The sequence below is a fragment of the Pollutimonas sp. M17 genome, assembly GCF_025836975.1.
Lineage (GTDB): Bacteria > Pseudomonadota > Gammaproteobacteria > Burkholderiales > Burkholderiaceae_B.
Map to the genome: position 1 here is coordinate 2,296,610 of NZ_CP107548.1, position 23,178 is coordinate 2,319,787.

At 60.0% G+C, this 23,178-nt stretch carries 23 protein-coding genes and 2 pseudogenes; 6 read left to right on the forward strand and 19 right to left on the reverse strand.

The window, feature by feature from the left end; genetic code table 11:
• The first annotated feature begins 6 nt into the window (after nucleotides 1-6).
• The 3 genes from OEG81_RS10885 to OEG81_RS10895 all read left to right on the forward strand — a co-directional run bounded on the left by OEG81_RS10885 (nucleotide 7) and on the right by OEG81_RS10895 (nucleotide 2,309).
• Nucleotides 7-705 (forward strand): DUF2971 domain-containing protein, encoded by a 699-nt coding sequence (locus tag OEG81_RS10885; RefSeq protein ID WP_264129259.1) that lies wholly within the window; start codon nucleotides 7-9, stop codon nucleotides 703-705.
• Nucleotides 706-941: 236 nt separating this feature from the next.
• A complete protein-coding gene (locus tag OEG81_RS10890) occupies nucleotides 942-1,439 on the forward strand; it encodes a hypothetical protein (RefSeq protein WP_264129260.1) in 498 nt (165 codons plus the stop codon).
• 159 nt (nucleotides 1,440-1,598) lie between these two features.
• Entirely contained in the window at nucleotides 1,599-2,309 is a 711-nt protein-coding gene (locus OEG81_RS10895) for a hypothetical protein (RefSeq protein WP_264129261.1), read from the forward strand.
• A gap of 243 nt (nucleotides 2,310-2,552) precedes the next feature.
• Here the strand turns inward: OEG81_RS10895 and OEG81_RS10900 are convergent, their stop codons facing one another.
• The 3 genes from OEG81_RS10900 to OEG81_RS10910 all read right to left on the reverse strand — a co-directional run bounded on the left by OEG81_RS10900 (nucleotide 2,553) and on the right by OEG81_RS10910 (nucleotide 5,641).
• Nucleotides 2,553-3,290 carry a CoA pyrophosphatase gene (locus tag OEG81_RS10900; RefSeq protein WP_264129262.1) on the reverse strand — a complete coding sequence of 246 codons (738 nt, stop codon included), beginning with the start codon at nucleotides 3,288-3,290 and terminating at the stop codon, nucleotides 2,553-2,555.
• A gap of 62 nt (nucleotides 3,291-3,352) precedes the next feature.
• The gene (gene rplS / locus OEG81_RS10905; protein ID WP_264129263.1) at nucleotides 3,353-3,742 is read right to left on the reverse strand and encodes a 50S ribosomal protein L19; all 390 of its coding nucleotides are present in this window, start codon (nucleotides 3,740-3,742) and stop codon (nucleotides 3,353-3,355) included.
• A 969-nt stretch (nucleotides 3,743-4,711) separates the two neighbouring features.
• The gene (locus OEG81_RS10910) at nucleotides 4,712-5,641 is read right to left on the reverse strand and encodes an aromatic alcohol reductase (RefSeq protein ID WP_264129264.1); all 930 of its coding nucleotides are present in this window, start codon (nucleotides 5,639-5,641) and stop codon (nucleotides 4,712-4,714) included.
• A 273-nt stretch (nucleotides 5,642-5,914) separates the two neighbouring features.
• On the opposite strand from OEG81_RS10910, the gene OEG81_RS10915 reads away from it, so the two are divergent.
• The gene (locus OEG81_RS10915; protein ID WP_264129265.1) at nucleotides 5,915-6,820 is read left to right on the forward strand and encodes a LysR substrate-binding domain-containing protein; all 906 of its coding nucleotides are present in this window, start codon (nucleotides 5,915-5,917) and stop codon (nucleotides 6,818-6,820) included.
• A 158-nt stretch (nucleotides 6,821-6,978) separates the two neighbouring features.
• On the opposite strand, the pseudogene OEG81_RS10920 reads toward OEG81_RS10915, so the two are convergent.
• Together OEG81_RS10920 and OEG81_RS10925 are read right to left on the reverse strand one after the other, a co-directional pair.
• Nucleotides 6,979-7,155 (reverse strand): annotated as a pseudogene (locus tag OEG81_RS10920) (DUF3363 domain-containing protein); the annotation flags it as partial.
• Nucleotides 7,156-7,170: 15 nt separating this feature from the next.
• A complete protein-coding gene (locus OEG81_RS10925; protein ID WP_264129266.1) occupies nucleotides 7,171-7,980 on the reverse strand; it encodes an AraC family transcriptional regulator in 810 nt (269 codons plus the stop codon).
• Between the two features lie 70 nt (nucleotides 7,981-8,050).
• Between OEG81_RS10925 and OEG81_RS10930 the strand changes: the two genes are divergently transcribed.
• Nucleotides 8,051-8,443, forward strand: coding sequence for a nuclear transport factor 2 family protein (locus tag OEG81_RS10930; protein WP_264129267.1), 393 nt, complete (start codon nucleotides 8,051-8,053; stop codon nucleotides 8,441-8,443).
• Between the two features lie 58 nt (nucleotides 8,444-8,501).
• Here OEG81_RS10930 and OEG81_RS10935 read toward each other — a convergent pair.
• The 6 genes and pseudogenes from OEG81_RS10935 to OEG81_RS10960 form a co-directional block, all read right to left on the reverse strand.
• Nucleotides 8,502-9,437 (reverse strand): annotated as a pseudogene (locus OEG81_RS10935) (IS110 family transposase); the annotation flags it as partial.
• Between the two features lie 184 nt (nucleotides 9,438-9,621).
• Nucleotides 9,622-10,263 (reverse strand): peroxiredoxin, encoded by a 642-nt coding sequence (locus tag OEG81_RS10940; RefSeq protein WP_264129268.1) that lies wholly within the window; start codon nucleotides 10,261-10,263, stop codon nucleotides 9,622-9,624.
• 93 nt (nucleotides 10,264-10,356) lie between these two features.
• Complete coding sequence (locus OEG81_RS10945) at nucleotides 10,357-12,180, reverse strand: acyl-CoA dehydrogenase (RefSeq protein ID WP_264129269.1); 1,824 nt, start codon at nucleotides 12,178-12,180, stop codon at nucleotides 10,357-10,359.
• 147 nt (nucleotides 12,181-12,327) lie between these two features.
• Complete coding sequence (locus tag OEG81_RS10950) at nucleotides 12,328-13,257, reverse strand: electron transfer flavoprotein subunit alpha/FixB family protein (protein ID WP_264129270.1); 930 nt, start codon at nucleotides 13,255-13,257, stop codon at nucleotides 12,328-12,330.
• Nucleotides 13,258-14,007, reverse strand: coding sequence for an electron transfer flavoprotein subunit beta/FixA family protein (locus OEG81_RS10955; RefSeq protein WP_264129271.1), 750 nt, complete (start codon nucleotides 14,005-14,007; stop codon nucleotides 13,258-13,260).
• A 47-nt stretch (nucleotides 14,008-14,054) separates the two neighbouring features.
• A complete protein-coding gene (locus tag OEG81_RS10960; protein WP_264129272.1) occupies nucleotides 14,055-14,978 on the reverse strand; it encodes a histone deacetylase family protein in 924 nt (307 codons plus the stop codon).
• Nucleotides 14,979-14,988: 10 nt separating this feature from the next.
• On the opposite strand from OEG81_RS10960, the gene mltB reads away from it, so the two are divergent.
• Nucleotides 14,989-16,212: a lytic murein transglycosylase B gene (gene mltB, locus OEG81_RS10965; protein ID WP_264129273.1), complete on the forward strand. Its 1,224-nt coding sequence runs from the start codon at nucleotides 14,989-14,991 to the stop codon at nucleotides 16,210-16,212.
• Nucleotides 16,213-16,232: 20 nt separating this feature from the next.
• Here mltB and OEG81_RS10970 read toward each other — a convergent pair whose 3' ends face one another.
• The 8 genes from OEG81_RS10970 to OEG81_RS11005 all read right to left on the reverse strand — a co-directional run bounded on the left by OEG81_RS10970 (nucleotide 16,233) and on the right by OEG81_RS11005 (nucleotide 23,142).
• Nucleotides 16,233-16,868: a 2-hydroxychromene-2-carboxylate isomerase gene (locus OEG81_RS10970; protein ID WP_264129274.1), complete on the reverse strand. Its 636-nt coding sequence runs from the start codon at nucleotides 16,866-16,868 to the stop codon at nucleotides 16,233-16,235.
• Between the two features lie 49 nt (nucleotides 16,869-16,917).
• Nucleotides 16,918-17,637 (reverse strand): ABC transporter ATP-binding protein, encoded by a 720-nt coding sequence (locus OEG81_RS10975; protein WP_264129275.1) that lies wholly within the window; start codon nucleotides 17,635-17,637, stop codon nucleotides 16,918-16,920.
• Nucleotides 17,634-18,389, reverse strand: coding sequence for an ABC transporter ATP-binding protein (locus OEG81_RS10980; protein WP_317135346.1), 756 nt, complete (start codon nucleotides 18,387-18,389; stop codon nucleotides 17,634-17,636). The genes OEG81_RS10975 and OEG81_RS10980 overlap by 4 nt, the downstream gene beginning before the upstream one ends.
• The gene (locus OEG81_RS10985) at nucleotides 18,386-19,336 is read right to left on the reverse strand and encodes a branched-chain amino acid ABC transporter permease (protein ID WP_264129276.1); all 951 of its coding nucleotides are present in this window, start codon (nucleotides 19,334-19,336) and stop codon (nucleotides 18,386-18,388) included. Before OEG81_RS10985 ends, OEG81_RS10980 begins: the two co-directional genes overlap by 4 nt.
• Before the next feature lie 8 nt (nucleotides 19,337-19,344).
• Nucleotides 19,345-20,211 (reverse strand): branched-chain amino acid ABC transporter permease, encoded by an 867-nt coding sequence (locus OEG81_RS10990; RefSeq protein ID WP_264129277.1) that lies wholly within the window; start codon nucleotides 20,209-20,211, stop codon nucleotides 19,345-19,347.
• A gap of 66 nt (nucleotides 20,212-20,277) precedes the next feature.
• Nucleotides 20,278-21,495: an amino acid ABC transporter substrate-binding protein gene (locus tag OEG81_RS10995; RefSeq protein ID WP_264129278.1), complete on the reverse strand. Its 1,218-nt coding sequence runs from the start codon at nucleotides 21,493-21,495 to the stop codon at nucleotides 20,278-20,280.
• Nucleotides 21,496-21,673: 178 nt separating this feature from the next.
• Entirely contained in the window at nucleotides 21,674-22,579 is a 906-nt protein-coding gene (cysM, locus tag OEG81_RS11000; RefSeq protein WP_264129279.1) for a cysteine synthase CysM, read from the reverse strand.
• A 56-nt stretch (nucleotides 22,580-22,635) separates the two neighbouring features.
• Nucleotides 22,636-23,142, reverse strand: a complete 507-nt coding sequence (locus tag OEG81_RS11005) for a ComEA family DNA-binding protein (protein WP_264129281.1) — start codon at nucleotides 23,140-23,142, stop codon at nucleotides 22,636-22,638.
• Between the last annotated feature and the right edge of the window lie 36 nt (nucleotides 23,143-23,178).

Sequence of the window (23,178 nt, forward strand, 5' to 3'; positions counted from 1 at the left end):
TCTGGCATGGTAACCAATAAGAAAGACTACTTATACCGAATTGTGAAGTTCCATCACGCCGTCGATATTCTTAGAGGCGAACTGCACTTCTCACATCCTTCTTTATGGGAGGATCCATACGAAGTGCGCGTCAAGCACGAGTACGAAAACGCTATTTTTGCGCAATGTTGGTGCAAGAAATCGCTTTCGGATGCCATGTGGCGAATTTATTCGCCGGACCAATTAGGAGTACGTATTAGAACTACGCGAGAGAAACTAACTGAGGTGATGCTCAATTTCATTCAGCATCAAAAGGACAGCGGAGAAAAATACAAATACAGACTTCAAGTCGTTAAGTACAAATCAACCCTCGGCCTACATAGGTTCACTAAAAAAATCGTTGGTCATAATGATGAGCTATTTAGCCCATCTAAAGCCGCAGACATACTTTGTGTAAAACGTAATGCTTTTGAACACGAAGCAGAAGTTCGGGCGTTCCTCTATCGCGCTACCAAGCTAGAGGAGAAATCGGAACCGTTTCTAAAAGTACCGGTTGATGGACACTATTTAATTGATAGTATTTTGATCGACCCCCGGGCCCCAAACGATCTATATTTAGCACTCAAGAAGTATCTCGAAGAATCAATGAGATATAACGGTGTGATTGCGCAATCAGAATTGTATAGAACCCCGCCAATACAAATCGTCGAATCTTTAGAGCTATAAATTAGATTGTAGATCCACTGAGCTAAGTGTGAACCTTCTCTGGATGTTGTGCAGCACGAATTTCAAACCCCATTAATACCTTACGCTGTACTCATGTCTACACCGTCTCGCTATTCTCCATTACCTGCTGCTTGATGAACGCCTGCATGGATCGGATCATTCGAATCAGGAAAAAAGAAAACACGATTAAAAGATATGTCAAGCTGGTATTAAGTAGATAGCTAGGGATATGATTGATGAGCCGAATTCAAAGCATTGAGCCATATAGCATGACTAAAGCTGACCCACCAGATGTCGAAATTACGAATCCAGACCATATTAAAATTTTGGAAGCTGCGTTGGCTGACGCTTATAAAACGGAACTACAGGCGACAGAAACGTGGGGGTTAGAGGTAGTGAAAACCTTGTTCCTTTTGAATTCCGTGGGACTGACGGGCGTGTTTGCTCTTGTGGCGACAGACCATGTCATGAGGCCAGATCTGCCGTTTTTGCAATTTTCTTTAGGTATTGTTCTCGCCGTAATCAGCATGACTCTCGGTAGATATGTCCATTTGACGGCTCAGGAAGGTTGGTGGAAATCACTAGAGCAGTTTCGCATCGAGGCAAAATTAAGCTTGTTGAAGCTTTCCAATCTCAAAATCGTGAATATATTACAAATATTCTGTGTCTTATGCGCTTACGCCTCAGGGCTTCTGTGCATATGGGCCGGGGTAAGGCTATATCTGCTTTTTTAGATTTATCAAACACATGTCCCCGTGCAATCCATTCAGTCGGTAGGTTTTTTCTAAACGTTGCGGGAGCACCAAAAAATATTCCTAGCAGGTGCCAGATGCCAGATGCGAGTGCGGCCGTATGAGAGCTTCAACCCAGTTTTATTTTAAGGACGATCTAATATGGATGATAAAAAAACAGCTGCGCTAGAAAAAATATTAGGTATCCCATTCTTCGGAGATCTTCCTGATAACGGCCTCAAGGTGCGCAGGAACTTACTCGCATGTAGTTCAATATCAACATTACTCGTTCTTAGTAATGCCAAGTTTGATCCGAATCCAACGGTTTTCGGTTTCAAATTCAATGACGTACCAGGCGAATTGGTGCCAATATCATTATTCGTCTTCTGCCTCTATTTTTTCCTGCACTTTCTATCATATGCTGTGGAGGCCTTCCTTGAGTGGCGCATACGCCTCACTGGTCAGATCGCGCCTCGCTATGCTAATAATGACATCCTTACAATCGGCGACCCTAATTCCGATAACTCGTTAGATAGTCGACAGTCAACCCTTTACTCATGGTGGCTACAGCATATCCCGAGATTTCAAGCAATTAGCGACAGGTTCGCTGAAATGGACAATCTTCGTGCTACGAACACAGTCATTACTGAATCACCCACTGAAATCGAATTACGCCTTCTGAAAGCTTCTGTGGAGAGCCTAGACCTGCACGTACCCCGGATCACCAAGTCATTGGAGCGATTTGACAACTGGTTTCAACTGAGTTTCCGTGTTCAGAGTCTACGATGGATCATCCTTGATTTGACATTGCCGCTTGCTCTAGGGCTAATGGCCTTGTTCCTCTTGCTTACCCGAATCGTCCCTGCTTGCTGAGTTGTATATACGCCTGCAGTCCATTTACCTGGACGGCCCATTTTGCAGCATCGTTTGATCCCGATGTTCTGGAGGGCCTACGCGCTACGCGAAGGGCTACGTGACCATCGCCGTCTGTAAACAAGAAAGCTGGATAGCCATTCCAGTTTAGGATGGATACTAGTCTCTTAGACACGGAAGCCTGAAAGACCACATGAGTAAAGGCTTTCTGAAATGATTATGTATTCGGTCAATACCTAATGCCTATGGCAACAACTCCGCCTGTGCAGCCGCCAGATAATGATAGAAGTTACGTATCAAAGCCGCCGTCGCGCCCCAGATGAAATAGGACTGCCAGGTGATCGAAAAGTAGAACCGGTGGCCGCCGTCGGGCAACTGAGCCCGATGCAGGCGATGCTGCTGGACATCCATCAATACCGACAGGGGCACTTCGAAAACCTCGGCCACTTCCGTGACGTCGGGTGTGATGGTGAAGCCGGGACGGATCAGGCCGATGACCGGCTTCATGGTGAAGCGCGTGGACGTAAGAAAACTGGGCTGAGAGCCGATGAGCTGGATGAACTCCGGCGCCACGCCGATTTCCTCTTCGGTTTCGCGCAGCGCGGCGGCGGCGGCGCTCAAGTCGCGCGGCTCGATGCGGCCGCCCGGAAAGCTGATCTGCCCCGCGTGATCGTATAAATGCGAGGCGCGCCGCGTAAACAATACGTGCAGGCCCGAAGGACGCTGGACCAGTGGGAAAAACACGGCCGCCTGGACGACACCTTTTTGAGTCAGGGCGTCGTCGGTATAGAAGGATTGGGAGAAAACGGGTTCGACCTGCCAGCTGATGTCGCTGGAAAAGGCCTTGCAAATGAAATCCAGCGACATGCTGGCATCGGCCAGGGACGGCAAAGCCTCGCTCGGCACGACAGGCTGCGTCTGCGGATCAAAACTGGGAACGACGATACGCCTGGTTTGCGAAGGTAATAGGCTTTCGGACATAAAATTCATAAAACAAAGGCACCCGCCGGGTGCCTTTGTGGGTTTGCATCGGTGAACGGCGCTTATTCAGCGGCGCCCTTCCTGGCCGATTTGCGAACCAGTTTTTCCTTGATGCGAGCGGCTTTACCCGAACGGCTGCGCAGATAATAAAGTTTAGCACGGCGTACATCGCCACGGCGCTTGACTTCGATGCTGGCAATTTGCGGGGAATACAGCTGGAACGTACGCTCGACCGCTTCGCCGGAAGAAATCTTGCGAACGATGAAGGACGAGTTCAGGCCGCGATTACGCTTGCCTATGACGACGCCTTCATAGGCCTGCACGCGCTTGCGCGTGCCTTCGACGACGTTTACATTGACGATGACGGTATCGCCAGGGCCAAATACGGGTTTGGCTTCGCCGCCGGTAAGGCGTGCGATTTCTTCTTGTTCAATAGTTTCGATCAGGTTCACAACGAACACTCCAGGTTTCATCTTGATGCGGGCGTTTTAAAACGTTTTTAACCGGCAACACGCAATGTGTTCGATCATGAACGCCAGTACCCATGCAATACGCACATGCCCACGCGCTTACGTGCGTGTGCGTACTACTTGCCTATATGCATACAGGAACTACGCGCCTACCCGTCAGAGGATGAGTTAGCAAAGCCTGCCATTATACGGGGAAACCGTCGCTTTTAAAAGCCCCCCGCTACCCCCAGCCACATAAGACCAGGAATGGTGGCCCCCCAGGCCGCGACCATGCAGATATCGGCAACCATGGCGCCCCGGCTTAAGCCGCCGGACTTGTCCTGACCGCGGCGGGCGGGAAACGGCCATTTGGAAGGAAGTTTTTTTGCGTGCTGAGCTTGCATTGTTTTTCTCGCATAAAAGGCGGCGGCTGCTGTTTATGATTACCTGCTGCAGCCGTCCGCCGAAATAGCCGCAACATGAATACTGTTTAAAAACACAGTCAATCCATAAAACGTACTGTATAAAACAACAGCTAAATTTGCAAGCATTTATTTTCCCCAATCCGTAAAAATACGGCTTCCCAGCCGGGAGTTGGAAGCAAGGAGCAACAAAAAAGCTCTCGCGTCAAGTCCTTCGCGCTAACGACGGAAGGCATGAAACGGTAAGTCGGACAATAGGCTAGCTCTTTCGGAGGCGGCTATGGGAGGCCGCGGAGCCGTGAGCTAGGTGCCACACAGGAGCATCGGGCTGCGCGCCCGAAGAATGCTCCATGTAGGCGGCGAATAGCATCGGCTCGGTTTCGGGCGTGCTGTCTTGCTGCTAGTGGATCAAGACTGTTAATGCTGGGTGATGAACGCAATGCGCATCAGCCAGCCAGTCGATTTTCGGATTAACGCCTGGCGTTGGAAAGCGCCGCGCTGGGCTTACACCCTGGTGGGCGATGCGCGCGGCCTCGTGCAAACAACCGGGTCAGGCTTCCAACAAGTGCTGCAGGTAATGCGCGACGTCGACCGTATCAATGCCGTGCTTGGCATTGAAGGTGTTGGCCTTGTCCCACCACATGCCGTCACCCAACGCGAAGGCGGCCCGGTAGCGGGTCATGACATCATCGGGTGCCTGCGCAAGGTCAGCGCGTAACTTGTCCAGCGACCACAGTGTCTTCTCGAATGTCTGTCCCGTGACGCGCTCGACGACCTCGGCCAACTCACCATAGGAAATCGTATCGCCGGCCACATACACCACCTCGTTGGCGATGCGCGGCCCGGCTAGCAAGATCTCCGTGGTGAGCCTGCCAATGTCCTCTGGCGTCGTGACCGTGACCCTGGTGTCCCAAGTGCCCAGGCCATGGACAGTCCTGGCCGCCAGGTTCACCACGTCGAACGCCGGCTCGAACAGGAAGCTGGTGAACATACCGGTGGAGACGATCACCCACTCGGTCTGCTGCTGCGCGCGCAGCAGTTGGCGTACCTCATATTGCTCGTCGAACACCGGTTGGCCGCTGCCCCGTCCGACCACATCGTAGTCGACACCGAACTGCCACGGGAAATAGCGCTCGACCTTGGCAGCTAGCGCGGCGCGGGTGATCTTCAACTGCGTGCCGGGGCCGGCCACGAAGCCGGTGCAATTGACCACCGTGCGATAGCGCTCAAACAAGGCTTGCAGGGCGGCGGCATCGTCCGCCAAATCGAAGCCGATGACCTCCACGCCCCACGCCCGCAGGATACCGAGACTTTCGATGTCGCCGGGCTGAGAGCTGGAGACAGTCTGCGGCGAGACGACAACCGTGACCGATTGGCGGAGCTCGGCCGCGCGCGGAGCGAGCGCACGCAGCACCGCCATGCCCAGTTGGCCGGCACCAAGGACCAGCAGGTCACGGCGATTGGATTTGCTTTCTGACATAGTCATAATTTCCTATACTCGAATAAGTTGATGATTTCGCACCGACCAGCCAGGAGGGCCAATTAGCGGCTTTGTGACGAGAATCACGCAAAATTTGGCTGATATGCTTGTCACATGCGTTGAAGTTTAGGTCCCAGACAGTAGATGAAAAAGCGGACAAATCAACTTTAATAATTTGAATAAATGCAATAATTTGCCACTCTAGTCCTGATGCGATGAGATACCCCAACCCTAGCACCTTAGCTCGCCCACCCTCCCAAAGAGATGTTCACCATGGATAGACTGCAAGCCATGGAAACTTTCGTGCGCGTGATCGAGGCCGGCAGTTTCAAGCAGGCCGCCGATACGCTGAACGTGCTTCCGTCAACCGTCACCCGCAACATCAAGGAGCTGGAATCGCATCTGGGCACGCGGCTACTCAATCGCACGACGCGCGCTGTCAGCGCCACCGATGCGGGTCTGCGCTTCTACGACAGTTGCAAGGCGATCCTGCGTGAACTGCAGGAGGCCGAAGCCCAGGCCTCCCAACAAGCCGGAGCGCTGCACGGCACGATCAAGATCGGTACTACCTCGTCGCTGGCGAGGCATTGCCTCATTGCTGCCTTGCCGGCGTTCACGCGCCGCCACCCCCGAGTCGAACTGGAGCTGCATCTGTCCGACACCACGGCGGACGTCGTACGACAGGGGCTGGACTGTGTCATCCGCACCGGTGCCCTGCGCAGCTCACAGTTGGTGGCCCGGCGAATCGGTCGCTTCCACTGGATCATCTGCGGCGCCCCAGATTACCTTGCGCAGCACGGGACGCCCGACAGCCTGCAGGTCTTGCAACAGCACGTAGCGGTGGGCTACCTCGGCGGCCACGCTGGACGCCTGGCACATTGGAATTTCCGGGACGGCGCGCAGACCACTGTCATCGCCATGCAGGAGAGCGTTCGCGTCAACGACACCGACGCTTACGTGGAAGCCGGCATCGCCGGCCTGGGTCTAATCCGCGTGGCCAGTTACATGGTGCGTGAGCACTTGGCCGCGGGCCGGCTGGTCCGCGTGCTGGGGGCAGCACAGACCGTACCGGAGCCGATTTCCGTTCTTTACCCACACAGCCGGCACCTTTCCCCGGCCGTGCGGGCTTTCGTCGACTGGAGCAGCGAAGTGGTTGCGCGGGCGTCAAGCCAGTGGTGATGCGACCAGCGCCCCACCAATAAAATCCTCTCCGGTCACTTTCTTGCCTGCCACGCAAGCGCACCAGCGGTATATCCACCGTTTGCGCCGGCGTCGGCGTCAGGCCGAAATTCGCGAACTTGTCGAGCGCATCCGACCTTACGCCGTTGGCAAAAGGGTCGTCCGATTTTCCAAAACACACTGTCACCACGTACCGTCGCGGCGAGTTGCTGTCCCAACCGCAGTTCGATCACCGGCCTCCACGGCACGAAACTGAATCCTACGCCGTCATCGAGCATCGCATAGCGTCCACTCACGAGCATGACCGAGCGCCGGTAGATGCCGGCCACGCGCTGGCGGAGGGGATCGAATCAGCACATCAAGGCTTCATAGCGCCTTGGCGTGGCGCCAAAGACCCTGCGGAACATGGCGATGAACGCGCTCGCATTGTCATATCCCAAATCCAACGCAATCGCCGTCACCTGCCTGCCAGATGCCAGCAGTTCCAGCGCCTTGAGCAAACGCACGCGCTGACGCCATTCGGTGAAAGTGAACCCGGTCTCGGCAACGAAACGGCGGGTCAGTGTCCGGGATGCGATGCCAGCCCAGTCAGCCCATTCCTCCAACCGCCGCCCATCATCGGGCCGGTCAGACAATGCTTGGGTGATCTTCAGCAGCCGCGCATCCTGCGGCATAGGCAGGCCGAGAGCAACCTGCGGCGACGAACGGATCTCGTCGAGAATGACACCCGCCAGTCGTATCTGCGGCGCATCAAGCGCGTTGCCCGTCCACGAGGCGGCCCGCGCCACGGCCTCGCGCATCAGGCCTGAGACAGCCAGGACGCATGGCTCGTTGGGCAGTTCGGCGCAGGCGGGTGCCGCGACATACAAGCTCCACCCCGCGAAAGGCCCATGTGAGCGCAGTCCATGCGGCACGTTTGGCGGTATCCAGACAGCATGCGTGGCGGGCACTACCCAACGGCTACTGCCCGCATCGACCGATAGCAGGCCCGTTGTCGCGCCGAGCAACTGCCCGCGCGCATGGCGATGTCGGCGCGTGGCCCGTACCGTACTGGACTGTCGCGCCACGGCCAGCAGGAGCGGGCCGTCAGCAGCGGCGGCTTGCGCCAGCGAAATCATCGGGCCGGGCATGTTTGGCGTGAAATCGTCATTGAATGTCATTTATGCCGTACAAACGCCATTCTAGCTTGCCTACAGTATTTCTTTCTACTCGCGGTCAGGAAGACACGACATGCAAACAACCGATATCCGCTCTGCCTTGGATGATCTCCTCAACCAGCAGCAACACCCCTTGGAAGATGTGCTCGCTCGCCATTTCAGCCCCGATTACCGGCAGCGCACCAACGGGCAATGGGACGACCGCGAAGCCTTCGCGCAGCATGCGTGCAAGCTGCGCGAAGTGGTGGCCTCGGCCCGCATTGACGTGCTGGACGAACTGCGCGATGGCAACCGTTATGCAGACCGCCACCGTGTGCATGTCACCAAGCGCGATGGCTCCAAGGTCGTGCAAGAGGTGTATCTGTTCGCGGAAATGGATACCGAGGGGCGTTTCGCTCGTATCGAGGAAACCACGCTGATGCTCGAAGGCGCGGAGTCCGACCGCGAGATGGGCAGCATGAAATGACCGTGGGCTGCATGTGAGATCACCGGGCAACGTTGGCTTTGCCTCATCGCTGGCAGCCACAGGCCACAACGTTGGAGTGTCGCCGTGTCAACATCGTACGCACCCATGCTCCCAGGGCGTCATGTCGCTGCTCGATACGTAGCATGATGACACGGGCGCATTGCACCAGCAGGCGTCTCAGGTTCTTGTCACCCCGTTTACTGATGCCCAGCAGGATCGGTTTTCCGCCAGTGCTGTATTGCCGTGGTACCAGCCCAACCGAGGCGGCGAATTGACGCGCATTGGCATACTGTTTGGCATCGCCCAGTTCCGTAGCAAGCACACTGGCTGTAATCGGCCCTACACCCGGGATCTCCAGTAGCCGGGAGCTCATGTCATCTTCTGAGAGCTGTTGCGTCAGCTCCCGTTCGAGTTCGACCATCTGCTCGCTCAGATATTTAAAATGCGCGCCCAGTCGCTCCAATACTCCAATTAACCGAGGGGGCAGCGTAGCCTCGTGTTCGGCCAGTACAGCGGGCAGCCGATTGATGATTGCCGGGCCCTTGGGCAGACTGACACCGAACTCCAGCAGAAAGCCGTGGTTGATTGTGGCAGTACGGTCGCGCACCAGTGCTTCGCGTACGCGGTGCAGTGCCGATATCGTCTGCTGGGCCTCAGTGCGTGGACTCACAAACCGCATGCTCGGGCGCGAGGCCGCCTCGCAAATTGCCTGCGCATCGGCAAAATCATTCTTGTTGCCTTGCACGAAAGGCTTCACGAATTGGGGAGAAATGAGCTTGGCCTGATGGCCTAATGCAGTGACTCGCCGCGCCACCCAGTGCGCACCCGCGCAGGCTTCCATCACAACTGTGCAAGAGGGGAAGTTACCCAGCAGCGTGAACATCTGGCTGCGAGTGAGCTTCTTGCGAAAGACCATGTGCCCAGCCTTGTCCTGCCCGTGCAGGTGGAAGCTGTGTTTGCCAAGGTCAATGCCGATTAATGTGACGTCGCTCATGATGGCCTCCCAGAAAGGACAAATCCCTACGTAGCGTAATCCGCTTCGTAGGGATCGGGCTGACCATCTCATTAAAACCCGCCGAAGCGGGCTTCCCAAAGCATGGGAGAGGCCTGTTTCGGCGGGTTCTGGATCCAGACGCCCCGGGCTTTTTTCAGCCCGGGCGCAAAGACGGCGGATCTTCTTACTTGTTGGGCTGGGGCGTGATGCGCAGGTAGGGGCGCACGGCGGTATAGCCCTTGGGGAATTTTTCCTTCAGGACGGCTTCATCCTTGATGGACGGCACGATGATGACGTCATCGCCGTCTTCCCAGTTGACCGGCGTCGCCACGCTGTGGCTGTCGGTAAGCTGCAGGGAATCGAGCACGCGCAGGATTTCGTTGAAATTGCGCCCCGTGCTGGCCGGGTAGGTCAGCGTCAGGCGTACTTTGCGGGACGGATCGATGAGGAAGACCGAACGCACCGTGGCCGTCGTGCTGGCATTGGGGTGGATCATGTCGTACAGCGTGGAAACCTTGCGATCCTGGTCGGCCAGGATGGGAAATTCCACCTTGGTCTTCTGGGTGTCGTTGATGTCTTCTATCCATTTGCGGTGCGACTCGGCATCGTCCACGGAAACGGCAATGACCTTGGCATTGCGTTTGGCGAATTCGCCGGACACGATGGCGGTGTAGCCCAATTCGGTGGTGCAGACAGGCGTGAAGTCGGCGGGGTGGGAAAAAAGGACCCCCCAGCTGTCGCCCAGATAATCATAGAAACGGATTTTCCCGATAGAGGAATCCTGCTCGAAATCAGGGGCGGTATCGCCCAGACGCAAAGTAGTCATGGCAGCTCTCTTAGTAAAACAACACACAGAAAAGGTATGCCTTATATTGTGGCAGCATAAGCCGGCTTAAGGAAATAAGATATTCGTATAACCTTATGCGCCGATTGCCGGGGAAGCATACCGGTTTGCCAGCCCTCCTTCCAGGATGGCGGCGGACAGGGATTCGGCCCGCGGCAGGACGTGGGCCGCGTAAAACACGGCGGTCGCGAATTTCTGGCGATGGAACTGCGTTGCCGTTCCCGCAGCCTCGTGTTCCAAGCAGGCCAGCGCCGCGCGGGCCATTTGCCAGCCCGCATGCACCACACCCGCCAGCATCAGATACGGAACACTGCCCATGAAAACCGCCCGCAAGTCGCTGCGTGCATTGGCCAGCAGGAAGCCGCCGGCCTGCTCGTAGGCGTCGATCGCCCGTCCAAGGCGGCGGGCCATCAGCGCCAGGCCTTCGGCATCGGCACCGTCGTTGGCGGCCGCCTGCTCAAGCTGTTGGGCCGTTGCGCGCATCTCCTGCGCCAGCGCCTTGGCGACGGCACCGCCATCGCGCAGCAGCTTGCGGCCGATGAAATCATTGGCCTGTATGGCCGTGGTGCCTTCGTAAATGGGCAGTATCCGGGCATCGCGGTAATGCTGCGCCGCGCCGGTTTCTTCGATGAAGCCCATGCCCCCATGCACCTGGACGCCCAGCGAGGCGACCTCTACCGACGTCTCGGTGGAAAATCCCTTGACCACGGGCACATAGTATTCGTACAAAGCCTTGTTTCTGGCACGCTCGGCCGGATCGGCATGCCGGCGCGATTTGTCGCAGGCCGCCGCCGCCACATAGGCCAGGGACCGCGCGCCCTCGGTCAAGGCCTTCATGGTCAGCAGCATGCGCTGCACGTCGGGGTGGTCGACAATGGCCACCGGCCCTTCCGACCCTTCCAGGGCCTGGCCTTGCAGGCGCTCGCGCGCATAGGCCGCGGCTTGCTGCAACGCCCGCTCGGACAAGGCCACCCCTTGTATGCCCACCGCATAACGGGCCGCATTCATCATGATGAACATGTATTCCAGCCCGCGGTTTTCCTCGCCGACCAGATAGCCCACGGCGCCTTCGCCGACATCGCCCTTGCCCGACCCGTACAGGAGCACGGCGGTCGGGCTGCCGTGTATGCCCAGCTTGTGTTCCAGCGACGCGCACCAGACATCGTTGCGCGCGCCCAGCGAACCGTCGTCATCGACCAGGTATTTGGGAACGATGAACAGCGAGATCCCCTTCACGCCCTTGGGCGCGTCCGGCGTGCGCGCCAGCACCAGGTGCACGATGTTTTCGGCCATATCGTGCTCGCCGTAGGTGATGAAGATCTTCTGGCCGGAAAGCCGGTAGCTGCCGTCGTCCTGCCTGGCCGCCCGGGTGGCAAGCAGGGCCAGGTCCGAGCCCGCTTGCGGCTCGGTCAGGTTCATGGTGCCCGTCCAGCGACCTTCGAGCATGGGCGGAATGAACAGGGATTGCTGCTTCGGCGTGCCCACGGTCGTCAAGGCCTCGATCACGCCATCGGTCAGCAAGGGGCAGAGGGAGAACGCCAGGCTGGCCGCATTGATGTTTTCGCTGGCCGGCGCGCCCACCAGCTTGGGCAACCCCTGGCCGCCCCATTCCTGCTCATGCTGCAGGCCTTGCCAGCCCCCTTGTGCAAACTCGTTGAAGGCCTGCTTGAAGCCCGGAGAGGTCGCCACCTTGCCGTCCGACCATTTCGCGCCCGAGGTATCGCCCTGGCGATTGAGCGGCGCAATGGCCTGCTCCACGAAGCGGGCGTTTTCCTCGAGCACCGCATCGACCAGGTCTTCCGTAATCTCTTCAAACCCCGGCAAGGCGAGAACGCCGTCCAGATCGGCCAGTTCCTTGATGATGAAACGTATATCCTGGGTGGGGGCGCGATAAGTCATACTTCCTCCGTAAGCCAATGCTGGCGTGAATACCTACAGCTGGACGGCGGCGCGATTCGTGCGGCACGGGGCTGGCGCGGCAGTCCGGGGCAAAAAAAAGCCTGCAAACGTGGACGGGTTCGCAGGCTTTCATGGCAAGGTAAAAACCTACAATGCCTGGACCAGTTCGGGGACCGCCTGGAACAGATCGGCCACCAGGCCGTAATCGGCCACGCCGAAGATGGGCGCTTCGGCATCTTTATTGATGGCGACGATGACCTTGGAATCCTTCATGCCCGCCAGGTGCTGGATGGCGCCCGAAATACCGACGGCCACATACAGCTGGGGTGCAACGATTTTTCCGGTCTGGCCAACCTGCCAGTCGTTGGGCGCGTAGCCCGCGTCGACCGCGGCGCGCGATGCGCCAAGCGCCGCGCCCAGCTTGTCGGCCAGGGCATCCAGGATCTTGAAGTTCTCGGCGCTGCCCAGGCCGCGTCCACCCGACACCACCACCGAGGCGCCGGCCAGTTCGGGCCGGTCGCTTTTCGCGACCTCGCGGCCCACAAAGGAAGACAGGCCCGAATCGTCCGCCGCGCCAATCGATTCGACCGCCGCGCTGCCGCCCTGGGCCGCCGCGCCGTCGAACGCCGTGGTGCGCACAGTGATGACTTTGACGGCATCGGCCGACTGCACCGTGGCGATTGCATTGCCGGCGTAAATGGGCCGTGTGAAGGTATCGGCCGATTCAACCGAAAGAATATCGGAGATCTGGGCCACATCGAGCTTGGCCGCAACGCGGGGAGCCACGTTCTTGCCTGCCGCCGTCGCCGGGAAAAGGATGTGGCTGTAGCCGCCGGCCACCGCCAGCACCTGCGCCGCGACGTTTTCAGCCAGGCCTTCGGCCAGGGCCGGGCCATCGGCCAGCAGCACCTTGGCCACGCCGGCCACCTGTGCGGCCTGCTCGGCCACGCCCTGGGCGCCGTTGCCCGCGACCAGCACATGGATGTCGCCGCCCAGCTTGGATGCCGCGGCGACCGTATTGAGCGTCGCCGCCTTCAATTGCGCGTTATCGTGTTCAGCAATTACCAGTATCGTCATTTAAACCACCTTTGCTTCATTCTTCAGTTTGTCGACCAGCGTGGCCACGTCGGGCACGGTGATGCCCGCGGAACGCGCCGGCGGCTCGGTAACCTTCAGGGTCTTCAGGCGCGGGGCGACGTCCACGCCCAGCTCTTCCGGCGTGACGACATCCAGTGTCTTTTTCTTGGCCTTCATGATGTTGGGCAGCGTCACATAACGCGGCTCGTTCAGGCGCAAATCGGTCGTGACGATGGCCGGCAGCTTGAGCGACAGCGTTTCCAGGCCGCCGTCGACTTCGCGCGTGACGGTGACGTTGCCGCCTTCCACCTCGACCTTGCTGGCGAAGGTGGCTTGCGGCCAGTCCAGCAAGGCGGCCAGCATCTGGCCCGTCTGGTTGGCGTCGTCATCGATGGCCTGCTTGCCCAGGATGACCAGCTGGGGCTGTTCCTTGTCGACCAGGGCCTTGAGCAGCTTGGCCACGGCCAGGGGCTGCAGCTCGGCGTCGGTCTGCACCAGGGCGGCGCGGTCGGCGCCGATGGCCATGGCGGTACGCAGGGTTTCCTGGCATTGCGCAACGCCGCAGGAGACTGCGACGATTTCGGTGGCCACGCCCTTTTCCTTCAGGCGGGTGGCTTCTTCGACGGCGATTTCATCGAAGGGATTCATGGACATTTTCACATTGGCGATATCCACGCCGCTTTGATCGGACTTCACGCGTACTTTGACGTTGTAATCAACGACACGCTTGACAGGTACCAGCACCTTCATCGAGCTCTCTCCAGAGGATCTAAAAACAGATATGCAAACGGCTTATTCTACAACGATGCCAAGGCCCGGACGTGCGCCACCGCGCTGCGTCCCAGGGCCGACAGGCTGTAGCCGCCTTCCAGCAGGCTGACCACCCTGCCCTGCGCCGTCTCGTTGGCCAGCTCGACGACGCGGGCGGTGATCCAGGCATAGTCGGATTCCACCAGTCCCAACTGGCCCATATCGTCTTCGCGATGGCCGTCGAAACCGGCCGATATGAAAACGAGCTCGGGGCGAAACGCCCGCAAGCGCGGCATCCAGGCGTCATCCACCACCATGCGCAGGGCGTCTCCCTTGGTATAGGCATCGACCGGAATGTTCACCATGTTGTCTGCGGGTGGCTCGTGACGCATTCCCGGGAACAGCGGGTGCTGATAGAAGCTGCACATCAGGACCCGCGGATCGCCGGCGAACATTTCCTCGGTGCCGTTGCCGTGATGGACATCGAAATCGACGATCGCCACGCGATCCAGCGAATACTTTTCCAGCGCATAGGCCGCAGCCACCGCAATGTTGTTGAAGAAGCAAAACCCCATGGCCTGGCCCGGCCGGGCATGATGTCCCGGCGGCCGGACCGAGCAAAAGGCTGTGCGGTGCTCGCCCCGCATGACCGCATGGACGGCGGCGATGCCGGCTCCCGCCGCCGCCCAGGCGGCGTCGAGGGTATGCGGATTCATGACCGTGTCGGGATCGATGGGGAAATAGCCGCTGGCGGGCGCATGCTGGCGCAGGTATGCCAAATGCTCTGGCGTATGCACACGCAGGATATCGGCTTCGGTGGCCGGCCCGGCCGACAGTTCCTGGACATAGTCCAGGACTCCGCTGGCCAGCAGCTGGTCGTTGATGGCATCGAGCCTGTCCGGGCTTTCCGGATGCCAGCTTCCCATTTCATGCAAGCGGCATGCGGGATGAGTAATATATAGAGTCGCCATAAGGATGATTATGTTCAAAGCAGTCCGCATATTGCAAGTCGGATCCATCGCCCTGTTCCTGGCCGGCTGCGCCGCCAACAAAACCACCGCGCTGGCGCAGGCGCCGCTGGCTTCCCCAGCCGCTGCAACATCCAGTTCGCCCATGACGGCAGAAGCAGCCATGCCTGTCCCGGAAGCGGCGCCGTCCATCGAAGCGGGTTCCTCCGTCGTCGGCCTGACAAGCTACCGGCAAGCCGATGGCCGGCTGATCCCGGCGATCCAGGCCTATGCCCTTGAAGTCGCGCGCGTGCGCCACATACCGCTGGCCCATGTGGAGGCCTTGCTAAAGGATGCCCAGTACAACGCCACGGCGGCCCGGCTGATGGCGCCGGCCAAGACGCGCATACGCCGCAGCTGGGTGACCTACCGAAACCGCTTCGTCGAACCCGTGCGCATCAACGCCGGCCGGACATTCTGGGAGCAGAACAAATCCACCCTGGACCGGGCGGCACGCGACTACGGGGTGCCGCCGTCCATCATCGTGGCCATCATAGGCGTGGAAACCATTTACGGCCGGCACACCGGCAACTTCCGCGTGCTCGATGCCCTGGCCACCCTGGGCTTCAGCTATCCCGACGACAGCCGGCCCGAACGCAGCCAGCTGTTCCGCGACCAGTTGGCCGACCTGATCCAGCTGGATTACGAAAAGAAGCTCAACGCCAAAGAAGCCATGGGCTCATTCGCCGGCGCCATGGGCCTGCCGCAATTCATGCCGGGCAGCCTGATGCGCTATGCGGCCGACGGCAACAGCGACGGCCGCATCGATCTCCTTTACACCGTCGACGACGCCATTGTGTCCGTGGCGCGTTTCCTGCGGCTGCACGGCTGGGTCCCGGGCTTGCCTGTGTTCGCACCCGCCACCTTGCCCCCGAATCCACAACCGATGGTCGTGGGAGGCTTGTACCCCACCTACGATTGGACTCAGCTACAGGCCCAGGGCGTGGCGGCGCGGCCGCTGCCCGGCGCGCAGGCGGCAAGCGCCCCCAAGCCGGCCAACGCCGCAGCCGACTGGCGCCAGTACAAAATGGGCATCGTCGACTTGCTGGACGAGCCGCGCAAGCTTGCCGAATACCGCATCGGCACGCCCAACTTCTTTGCCATCACGCATTACAACCGAAGCTATTTCTACGCCACCTCGGTCAACGACCTGGCAAAGGCCCTGGCGGACGGCATGGGATACGGCGGGCCGGACTGAGGCCCGCGGCAGCCCTCCCGTCAAGCCGATGGCGCCGTGATGGGAGGGCGACCGGAGGAGATGGCCCTATCCAGCAGGTCCAGCCTGTCCTGCCCCCAGAAAGGCTCGTCTCGATAAAAATAAAAGGGCGCGCCGAAGACCTGGCGCGCAATGGCCTCCTGGGTCAGCGCCGCTTCCTGCCGGCCCAGTTCCGCATCCGGAGCTTGTGCCGACAGCCTGTCGCCGTCGAGGCCGTTGGCCGAGGCCAAGCGGCGCAAGGTGGCCGGATCGGCGATGTCCAGCTCGTCGGCCCAGACCGCCCGCAAGCATGCATGGACAAAGGTTTCCACGTCCTGGCCGTCACGCAGAGCTGCCAGCAGCATGCGATGCGCCAGAGAGGGATCGGCCGGATAATATCGGGGGTGCAGCACCAGGTCTATCCCGCGGATATCGCGCCAACGCTGCATCTCCACCAAGCGATAGGCCTGCCTTGGCAGGGCGCGTTCCTTCACGGGCTTGCCCCCGCCGGCGGCGAATACGGCCAGCAGGTCGACCGGCTTATATACGATCTCGGCATCATGCCTTTGCGCCAGATCGCGGAAGACATGGCTGCCCACGTAGGACCAAAGAGAAATGAAGCTGAAGTAATACTCTATCTTGGGTTTGCTATCGCTCATACGGCTGCTCCGGTTTGAATTCAGTGCCTGGCCACCATTTTCCAGGAAATCAGATCCCCAGATAGGCCGCGCGTATCGCTGGATCGTTACGCAGCTGGTCCGCCGCACCCTGCGCCACGGTACGGCCCTGATCCATCACATAGCCCCTGTCCGCCAGGTCGAGCGCCGTCGCCACGTCCTGCTCCACGATCAACAGGCTGGTGCCTTCGCCGTTGACGATACGCAGGGCGTCGACCAGTTCGCCCACCACCTTGGGGGCAAGGCCTAGGGACAATTCATCGATCATCAACAGCTTGGGCGACGCCATCAAGCCGCGCGCCACAGCGCACATCTGCTGCTCACCACCCGACAAGGTGGTGGCATCCTGACGGCGGCGCTCCGCCAGGCGCGGGAAAAGCGCGTAGACGCGTTCGATGTCCCTGGCTATCGCCGCATGGCCATCGCGGCGGCGATATGCCCCCAGCAGCAGATTGTCGTAGACCGACAATCCCGAGAACAGGCGGCGCCCTTCGGGGACATGGGCAATGCCGCGCTCCACCAACTGGACCGGACTGCAATCGGTCAAGGGCTGGCCTTCGAACATGACGCGTCCGGACGAGGCGGGAACCAGCCCGGACAGGCAGCGCAGGGTCGTCGTCTTTCCGGCCCCGTTTGATCCGACCAGACAAACGATTTCCCCCGCCTTCACTTCCAGGCCCACATCCCAGAGCACCTGGACGTCGCCATAGCCGGCCGCCAGCCTTTCCACCTGCAGCACGTATCCGCTCATGCCGGCACCTGCGCAAACTGCTCGGCCGCATAGCTGCGGCCGAGATAGGCCTCGATCACCTGGGGATCGGCCACGACCTGGCCTGGAGCGCCATCGGCAATCAATTGGCCATGATGCAGCACCACGATGCGAGTGCTTGCCTTCATGACCACTTTCATCAAGTGTTCTATCAGCACGATGGTGATTCCTCTTTCGGCTATCGCGCGTATCAATTCAAGCGCGTGATCCACTTCCGCCTGGTTCAAGCCCGCGTTGACTTCATCCAGGAACAGCAGCTTGGGACCCAAGGCAAGGCTTTTGGCAAGCTCCAGCCGCTTGCGCCCCGCCAAGGTCAACGACGAGGCGGGCTTGTCGGCCTGCGGCAGCAAGCCGCAAAACTCCAGATGCTCCAGCGCCGCATGCCTTGCCTCCGGGATGGAGCCCTCGGCTCCGGCGAAAAGCGCCGCGGCGGCCACATTCTCGGCAACGGTAAGCCGGGGAAAAGGCTGGACGATCTGAAAGGTGCGGGCCAGTCCCTGGCAGGCAATGCGGTCGGGGCGCAAGCCGTCTATGCGCTTGCCGTCGAATACGATGCGGCCGGCGCTGGGCCTGTGTACGCCAGATACGACGTTCACCAGCGTGGTCTTGCCGGCGCCGTTGGGGCCGATCAGTCCGACGATCTCGCCCTCGCCCAAGGCGAGATCGATGCGGTCAAGAGCCAGCACCCCTCCAAAACGGTGGCTTACGCCTTCGAGAACCAAAAGAGATTTCACGATGCCTTCCTTCTCCATGAGACGTAACGGACCCACCCGTTCCATAAGCCGTAGCGCCTCAGATCGCGCACGCCACCCGGCAGGAACAACACCAACGCCGCCACCAGCAGCCCCAGCAGCCCCGCATGGAACTCCAGCACATTGCGCCAGAGCAGCTCTTCCAGCCCCAGGAACACCGCGGCGCCTATCAGAGGCCCCATGAGCGTGCCCACGCCTCCTATCAAGGCCATGACAATGGGCTTGACCGACAGCGAGACGTCGTAGACGTCCGTCGGATCGATGTAGGTCACCCACGAGGCATAAACCGCGCCGGTCGCGCCCGCCAGCAGGCCCGACAGCATGAAGACCGCAACCTTGCTGGCGCGCGTATCGATGCCGATGACCTGCGCCGCATCCTCGTTCTGCTCGATGCAGCGCAAGGCGACGCCCAGGCGCGATCGATCCACACCCCACGATATGAGCAAGGCCAGGACCGCCATGAGCGCCATGGCCAGGAAATAGAACCGCGTCTGGCCGTCCACGCCGCCCAGGTTGAGCAGGGGCAAGCTCAGGCCCATCCCCCCTCCGGTGACGTCCGTCCAGACGTTGGTGACTTCACGCAGGACGTCGGCGATCACCAAGCTGGCGATGGCGAAATAGTGACCGCGCAGATGAAGGATGGCCCTGCCCAGCAAGCCCGCGAACACGGCAACCAGCAAACCCGCCAGGGGCCAGGCCAACGGGAAAGGCAGGCCCAACGATTGAAAGACACCGGCCGCATACGCGCCCAGGCCGAAGAACGCAGCCGTTGCAAACGACGGATAGCCCGCATAGCCTCCGATCAGATTCCACGCCCAGGCCAGCGCCGCGTACATGCCCACGGTGGTAGCCAGGCGCAGCACATAATTGTCGGCGGTGAAGACGAGAGCCAGCAGGGCCGCAAGCGCGATCAGCAAGCTAGCGGTCAAGCGCACGTTCATTGGAACCCCCGTTTGCCCAGAAGCCCGGATGGCCGGAACATCAACAAGGCGATCAACACCAGGAATGCCAGGGTCAGTGCAAGCTCGGGACCCAGCGCCAGGGTTCCGAAACTCTCGATAACGCCCAGCGCAAAACCGCCCACTACGACACCCGGGATGCTGCCCAGGCCGCCCAGCACGCAGATGACGAAAGCCTTGCCCAGGTAGACCGATGACGTGACGGGCGAAATGGGGAATATGCCGCTCAGCAATGCGCCCGCCGATCCCGCCATGAATGCCCCCAAGGCAAAGGCAAGCGCATACGTGCGGTTGACGTCTATGCCCATCAGGGCGGCAGCCTGGCTATCCATACGGACCGCGATGATCGCCCTGCCCAGTTGCGTGTTGCGCAACAAAAGCCATAGCGCGAAAACGAGCGCCAGGCCCGTTGCCGTCGCCATCAGGCGGTCCACCGGCATCAGCACTCCGCCCAGATCCAGCAGCCCCCAGGGCTCATCGAAGGTGATCTTGCGGAAATCCGCGCTGAAGAACTTCAGCATCGCGTTGTCCAGAAACAGGTTCAAGCCGAAAGTCAGCGTCAGCGTGATCAGCACCGGCCTGCCCATGACCCGATTCACCACATGCTTCTGCAGGGGGTAGGCCAGCATGAACAGCGCCAGCCCCGCGATCGGAGCGAACAGGAAGGGATCGATGCCGAATTTCTGATGAGCGAAAAATGCCAGGTAGGCGCCCAGCACGATCAGTGATCCGTGCAGGATGTTGATGACATTGAGCACGCCCCAGACCAGCGAGAATCCGGCCGCTATGCAGGCATACAGGCCGCCAAGCGCCATGCCGTTCAGAAGGACCTGAAAATAAAACACGGAAAAACTCCAGAAGAGAAAAGACGGGCCGCTCGTGCCGCCCGTCTTTCCGGAACGGATGGCCTGTTAATGGCCTATGCCGCTGCGGAAATCGCTGGTGGCGATATCGGCCGGATAAACAACCTGTACCTTGCCGTCCTGAATCTGATAGACCGGCGGGATATAGGAGTCGGCCATGCCATTGGGTCCGAAGGAGATCGGCGCAAAGAAGGTCTTGAAGCCGCCTTTTTTCAGTTCGGCGCGCACGGCATCGCGGTCCTTGCTGCCGGCACGCTCGATGGCCTGTTGCAGGATGACTCCCACAGCGGCGCCGGACGCCTGGGTAAAGTCGGGCGAACTGCCGAACTTCGCACGGAACAGCTCAACGAACTTGGCGGTCGAGCCGAAGACATCTTCGCTTTGATACGACAGCACAGGATGGAACCAGCTTGCCGTTGTCACGTTCTCGGCGAGCTTGCCCGAGGCCGAAATCCATTCGTCGTAGGCGGGGCCGTTGATCATGGTCAAGGCTTGCGCGTCCACGCGCAGGTCGGCCAGTTGCTTGCGCGCCAGAATCAGGTCGTTGATGTAGCCCGTGATGACGATCCAGTCCGGACGCTTCGCGGCCAACTGGGTCAGCGCCGCGGCATGGTCGAGCGTGCCGATGGCATAGCGCTCGAAATACACGACTTCCAGTCCGCGTTTCTTGGCCGACTTTTCGAATTCATGCGCCAGCGACAATGGATAGAGATCGTTGCGCGCAAGAATCGCGACGCGCTTGGCGCCGGGGATCTTGGCCTGCACCAGATCGGCAATGGGTTCGCTGAGGGTGCTGTTATCCGTATACAAGCCGAACAGGTTCTTGTAGCCCTGATCGAAGACTTCAGCGGAAGAAGCGCTGGATGCCAGGAGAGGCACGCCATTCTTCTCAGCCATCGTGCTGGCCGCCTTGGCCGCGCCCGAACCGAACGGCGAGAAGAGGAAGTCGACCTTGTCGTCGGTGATCAGTTTCTCGGCCAGTTGCACCGCCTTGGGCGTGCTGGACTGGTAGTCGTAGTAACGCATCTCGACGGCCAGCCGCTTGTCGCCGACCTTGATGCCGCCCTGGGCTTTCACCTGATCGAGCCATAAGTCATAGCCCTGCCGCAGCTTGGTCCCTTCAGGCGCAAGCGCGCCAGTGAGCGGCAGCGGAGCGCCGATGCGCAGCACTTCTTGCGCCACGGCCGGCGCGCTTAAGGAAAACGTTGCGGCAAGCGCCACCGCCGTCGTCGCGAATATACCTCGGCGTACCCAATTCAAAGACATGTTTCTTTCCACATAAGCTGTCGCACGACATATGCGATCAAGCTGCGTATGGTAATAACTTGAAATGGGCTGGGCCAAGATTTTATATTTCTATTTATATAGCCCTAAGGTCTTAAAGAATTCTTCAGTCTTGCAAGAAGGAATAAAAGGCCGGGCCGCGGCGGTCGACCCGGGAGCCTCAGTTGAACACGCCCGTCGACAAATAGCGGTCGCCGCGGTCGCATACGATGAACACGATGGTGGCGTTTTCGACACGCGCGGCCACCCGCATGGCGGCGACCAATGCCCCCGCCGACGATATGCCGCCGAAGATGCCTTCTTCGGCCGCCAGGCGGCGCGCCATGTCCTCGGCCTCGGTCTGGGAGATCAGTTCGAAACCGTCGATCTGTTCAGGATGGTAGATGGCGGGCTGGTAGGCCTCGGGCCATTTTCGTATGCCCGGAATCTGGGAGCCCTCGGCCGGTTGGGCGCCGATGATCTGTACCGCCTTGTTTCTGGAGCGCAGATAGCTGCCCACGCCCATGATGGTTCCCGTGGTGCCCATGGCGCTGACGAAATGGGTGATGGCGCCGTCGGTCTGTTCCCAGAGTTCGGGGCCGGTGGTCTCGATGTGAGCCAGGGGATTGTCGGCATTGGCGAATTGATCCAGCACCTTGCCCTTGCCTTCGGCCTGCATGCGGATCGCCAGGTCGCGCGCGTACTCCATGCCGCCCTGGTTCGCCGGCGTGAGAATGAGTTCGGCGCCGTAGGCCGTCATGGATGCGCGCCGCTCGACCGACAGGTTGTCGGGCATGATGAGTATCATCTTGTAGCCGCGCACCGCGGCCGTCATGGCCAGGGCAATGCCGGTGTTGCCGCTGGTGGCCTCGATAAGGGTGTCGCCGGGCTTGATGTCGCCGCGCTGTTCGGCGCGGCGGATCATGGAACTGGCCGCGCGATCCTTGACCGAGCCCGCGGGATTGTTGCCTTCGAGCTTGGCCAGGATCACGTTGCCGCGCTGCTCGCCGAATTCGCCTGGAATGCGCTGCAGCCGTACAAGAGGCGTTGCGCCGATCGTGTCTTCAATGGTCAGGTATTTTTTCATGCTGGAAATCATACACCCAAGCGACTGACGCCGGCATGACAGGCGGCATGCCGGCGCTATCTGGCGCGCGGCCGCTGGCCGGACGGCGAGTCGGGACCCGATGCCGGGCGATCGGCGGCCTTGCCGGACTTGGCGGCCAAGGCCCGGCCAGAAGACGATGCGGATGCGTCGGGACTCTGCTTGACGGCCGCGCCGGAACCCACGGTCAGCCCCGATGCCTGCAGCGCGGCCGCTTTCTTCGGCCCTATGCCCTTGACCCGGTCGGAAAGGTCGTCCAGGGATTCGTAGCGGCCGCCGCGCGCGCGTTCTTCGATGATGACTTGCGCGGTCTTGGGGCCGATGCCGCGCAGTTCGCGCAGTTGCTCTTGCGTGGCGGCATTGACGTCGATGGCGAACGCCAGGCCATGCATGGAGACGCCGCCGGCCAGGACACCCAGCACCAGGCCGGCCAGTGAGCGGCGTCGCCTTCGGGCACGTGTGGCCACCGGCAGCGGCCCGGCCAGCTTTACGCAGGCCTTTTCGGCCCATGGACGGGCCACGGTGGATTCAGTAAAAGGATTCATGAGCAGCCTCCGAGAATGAAGTGAAGGAAAGTTCGC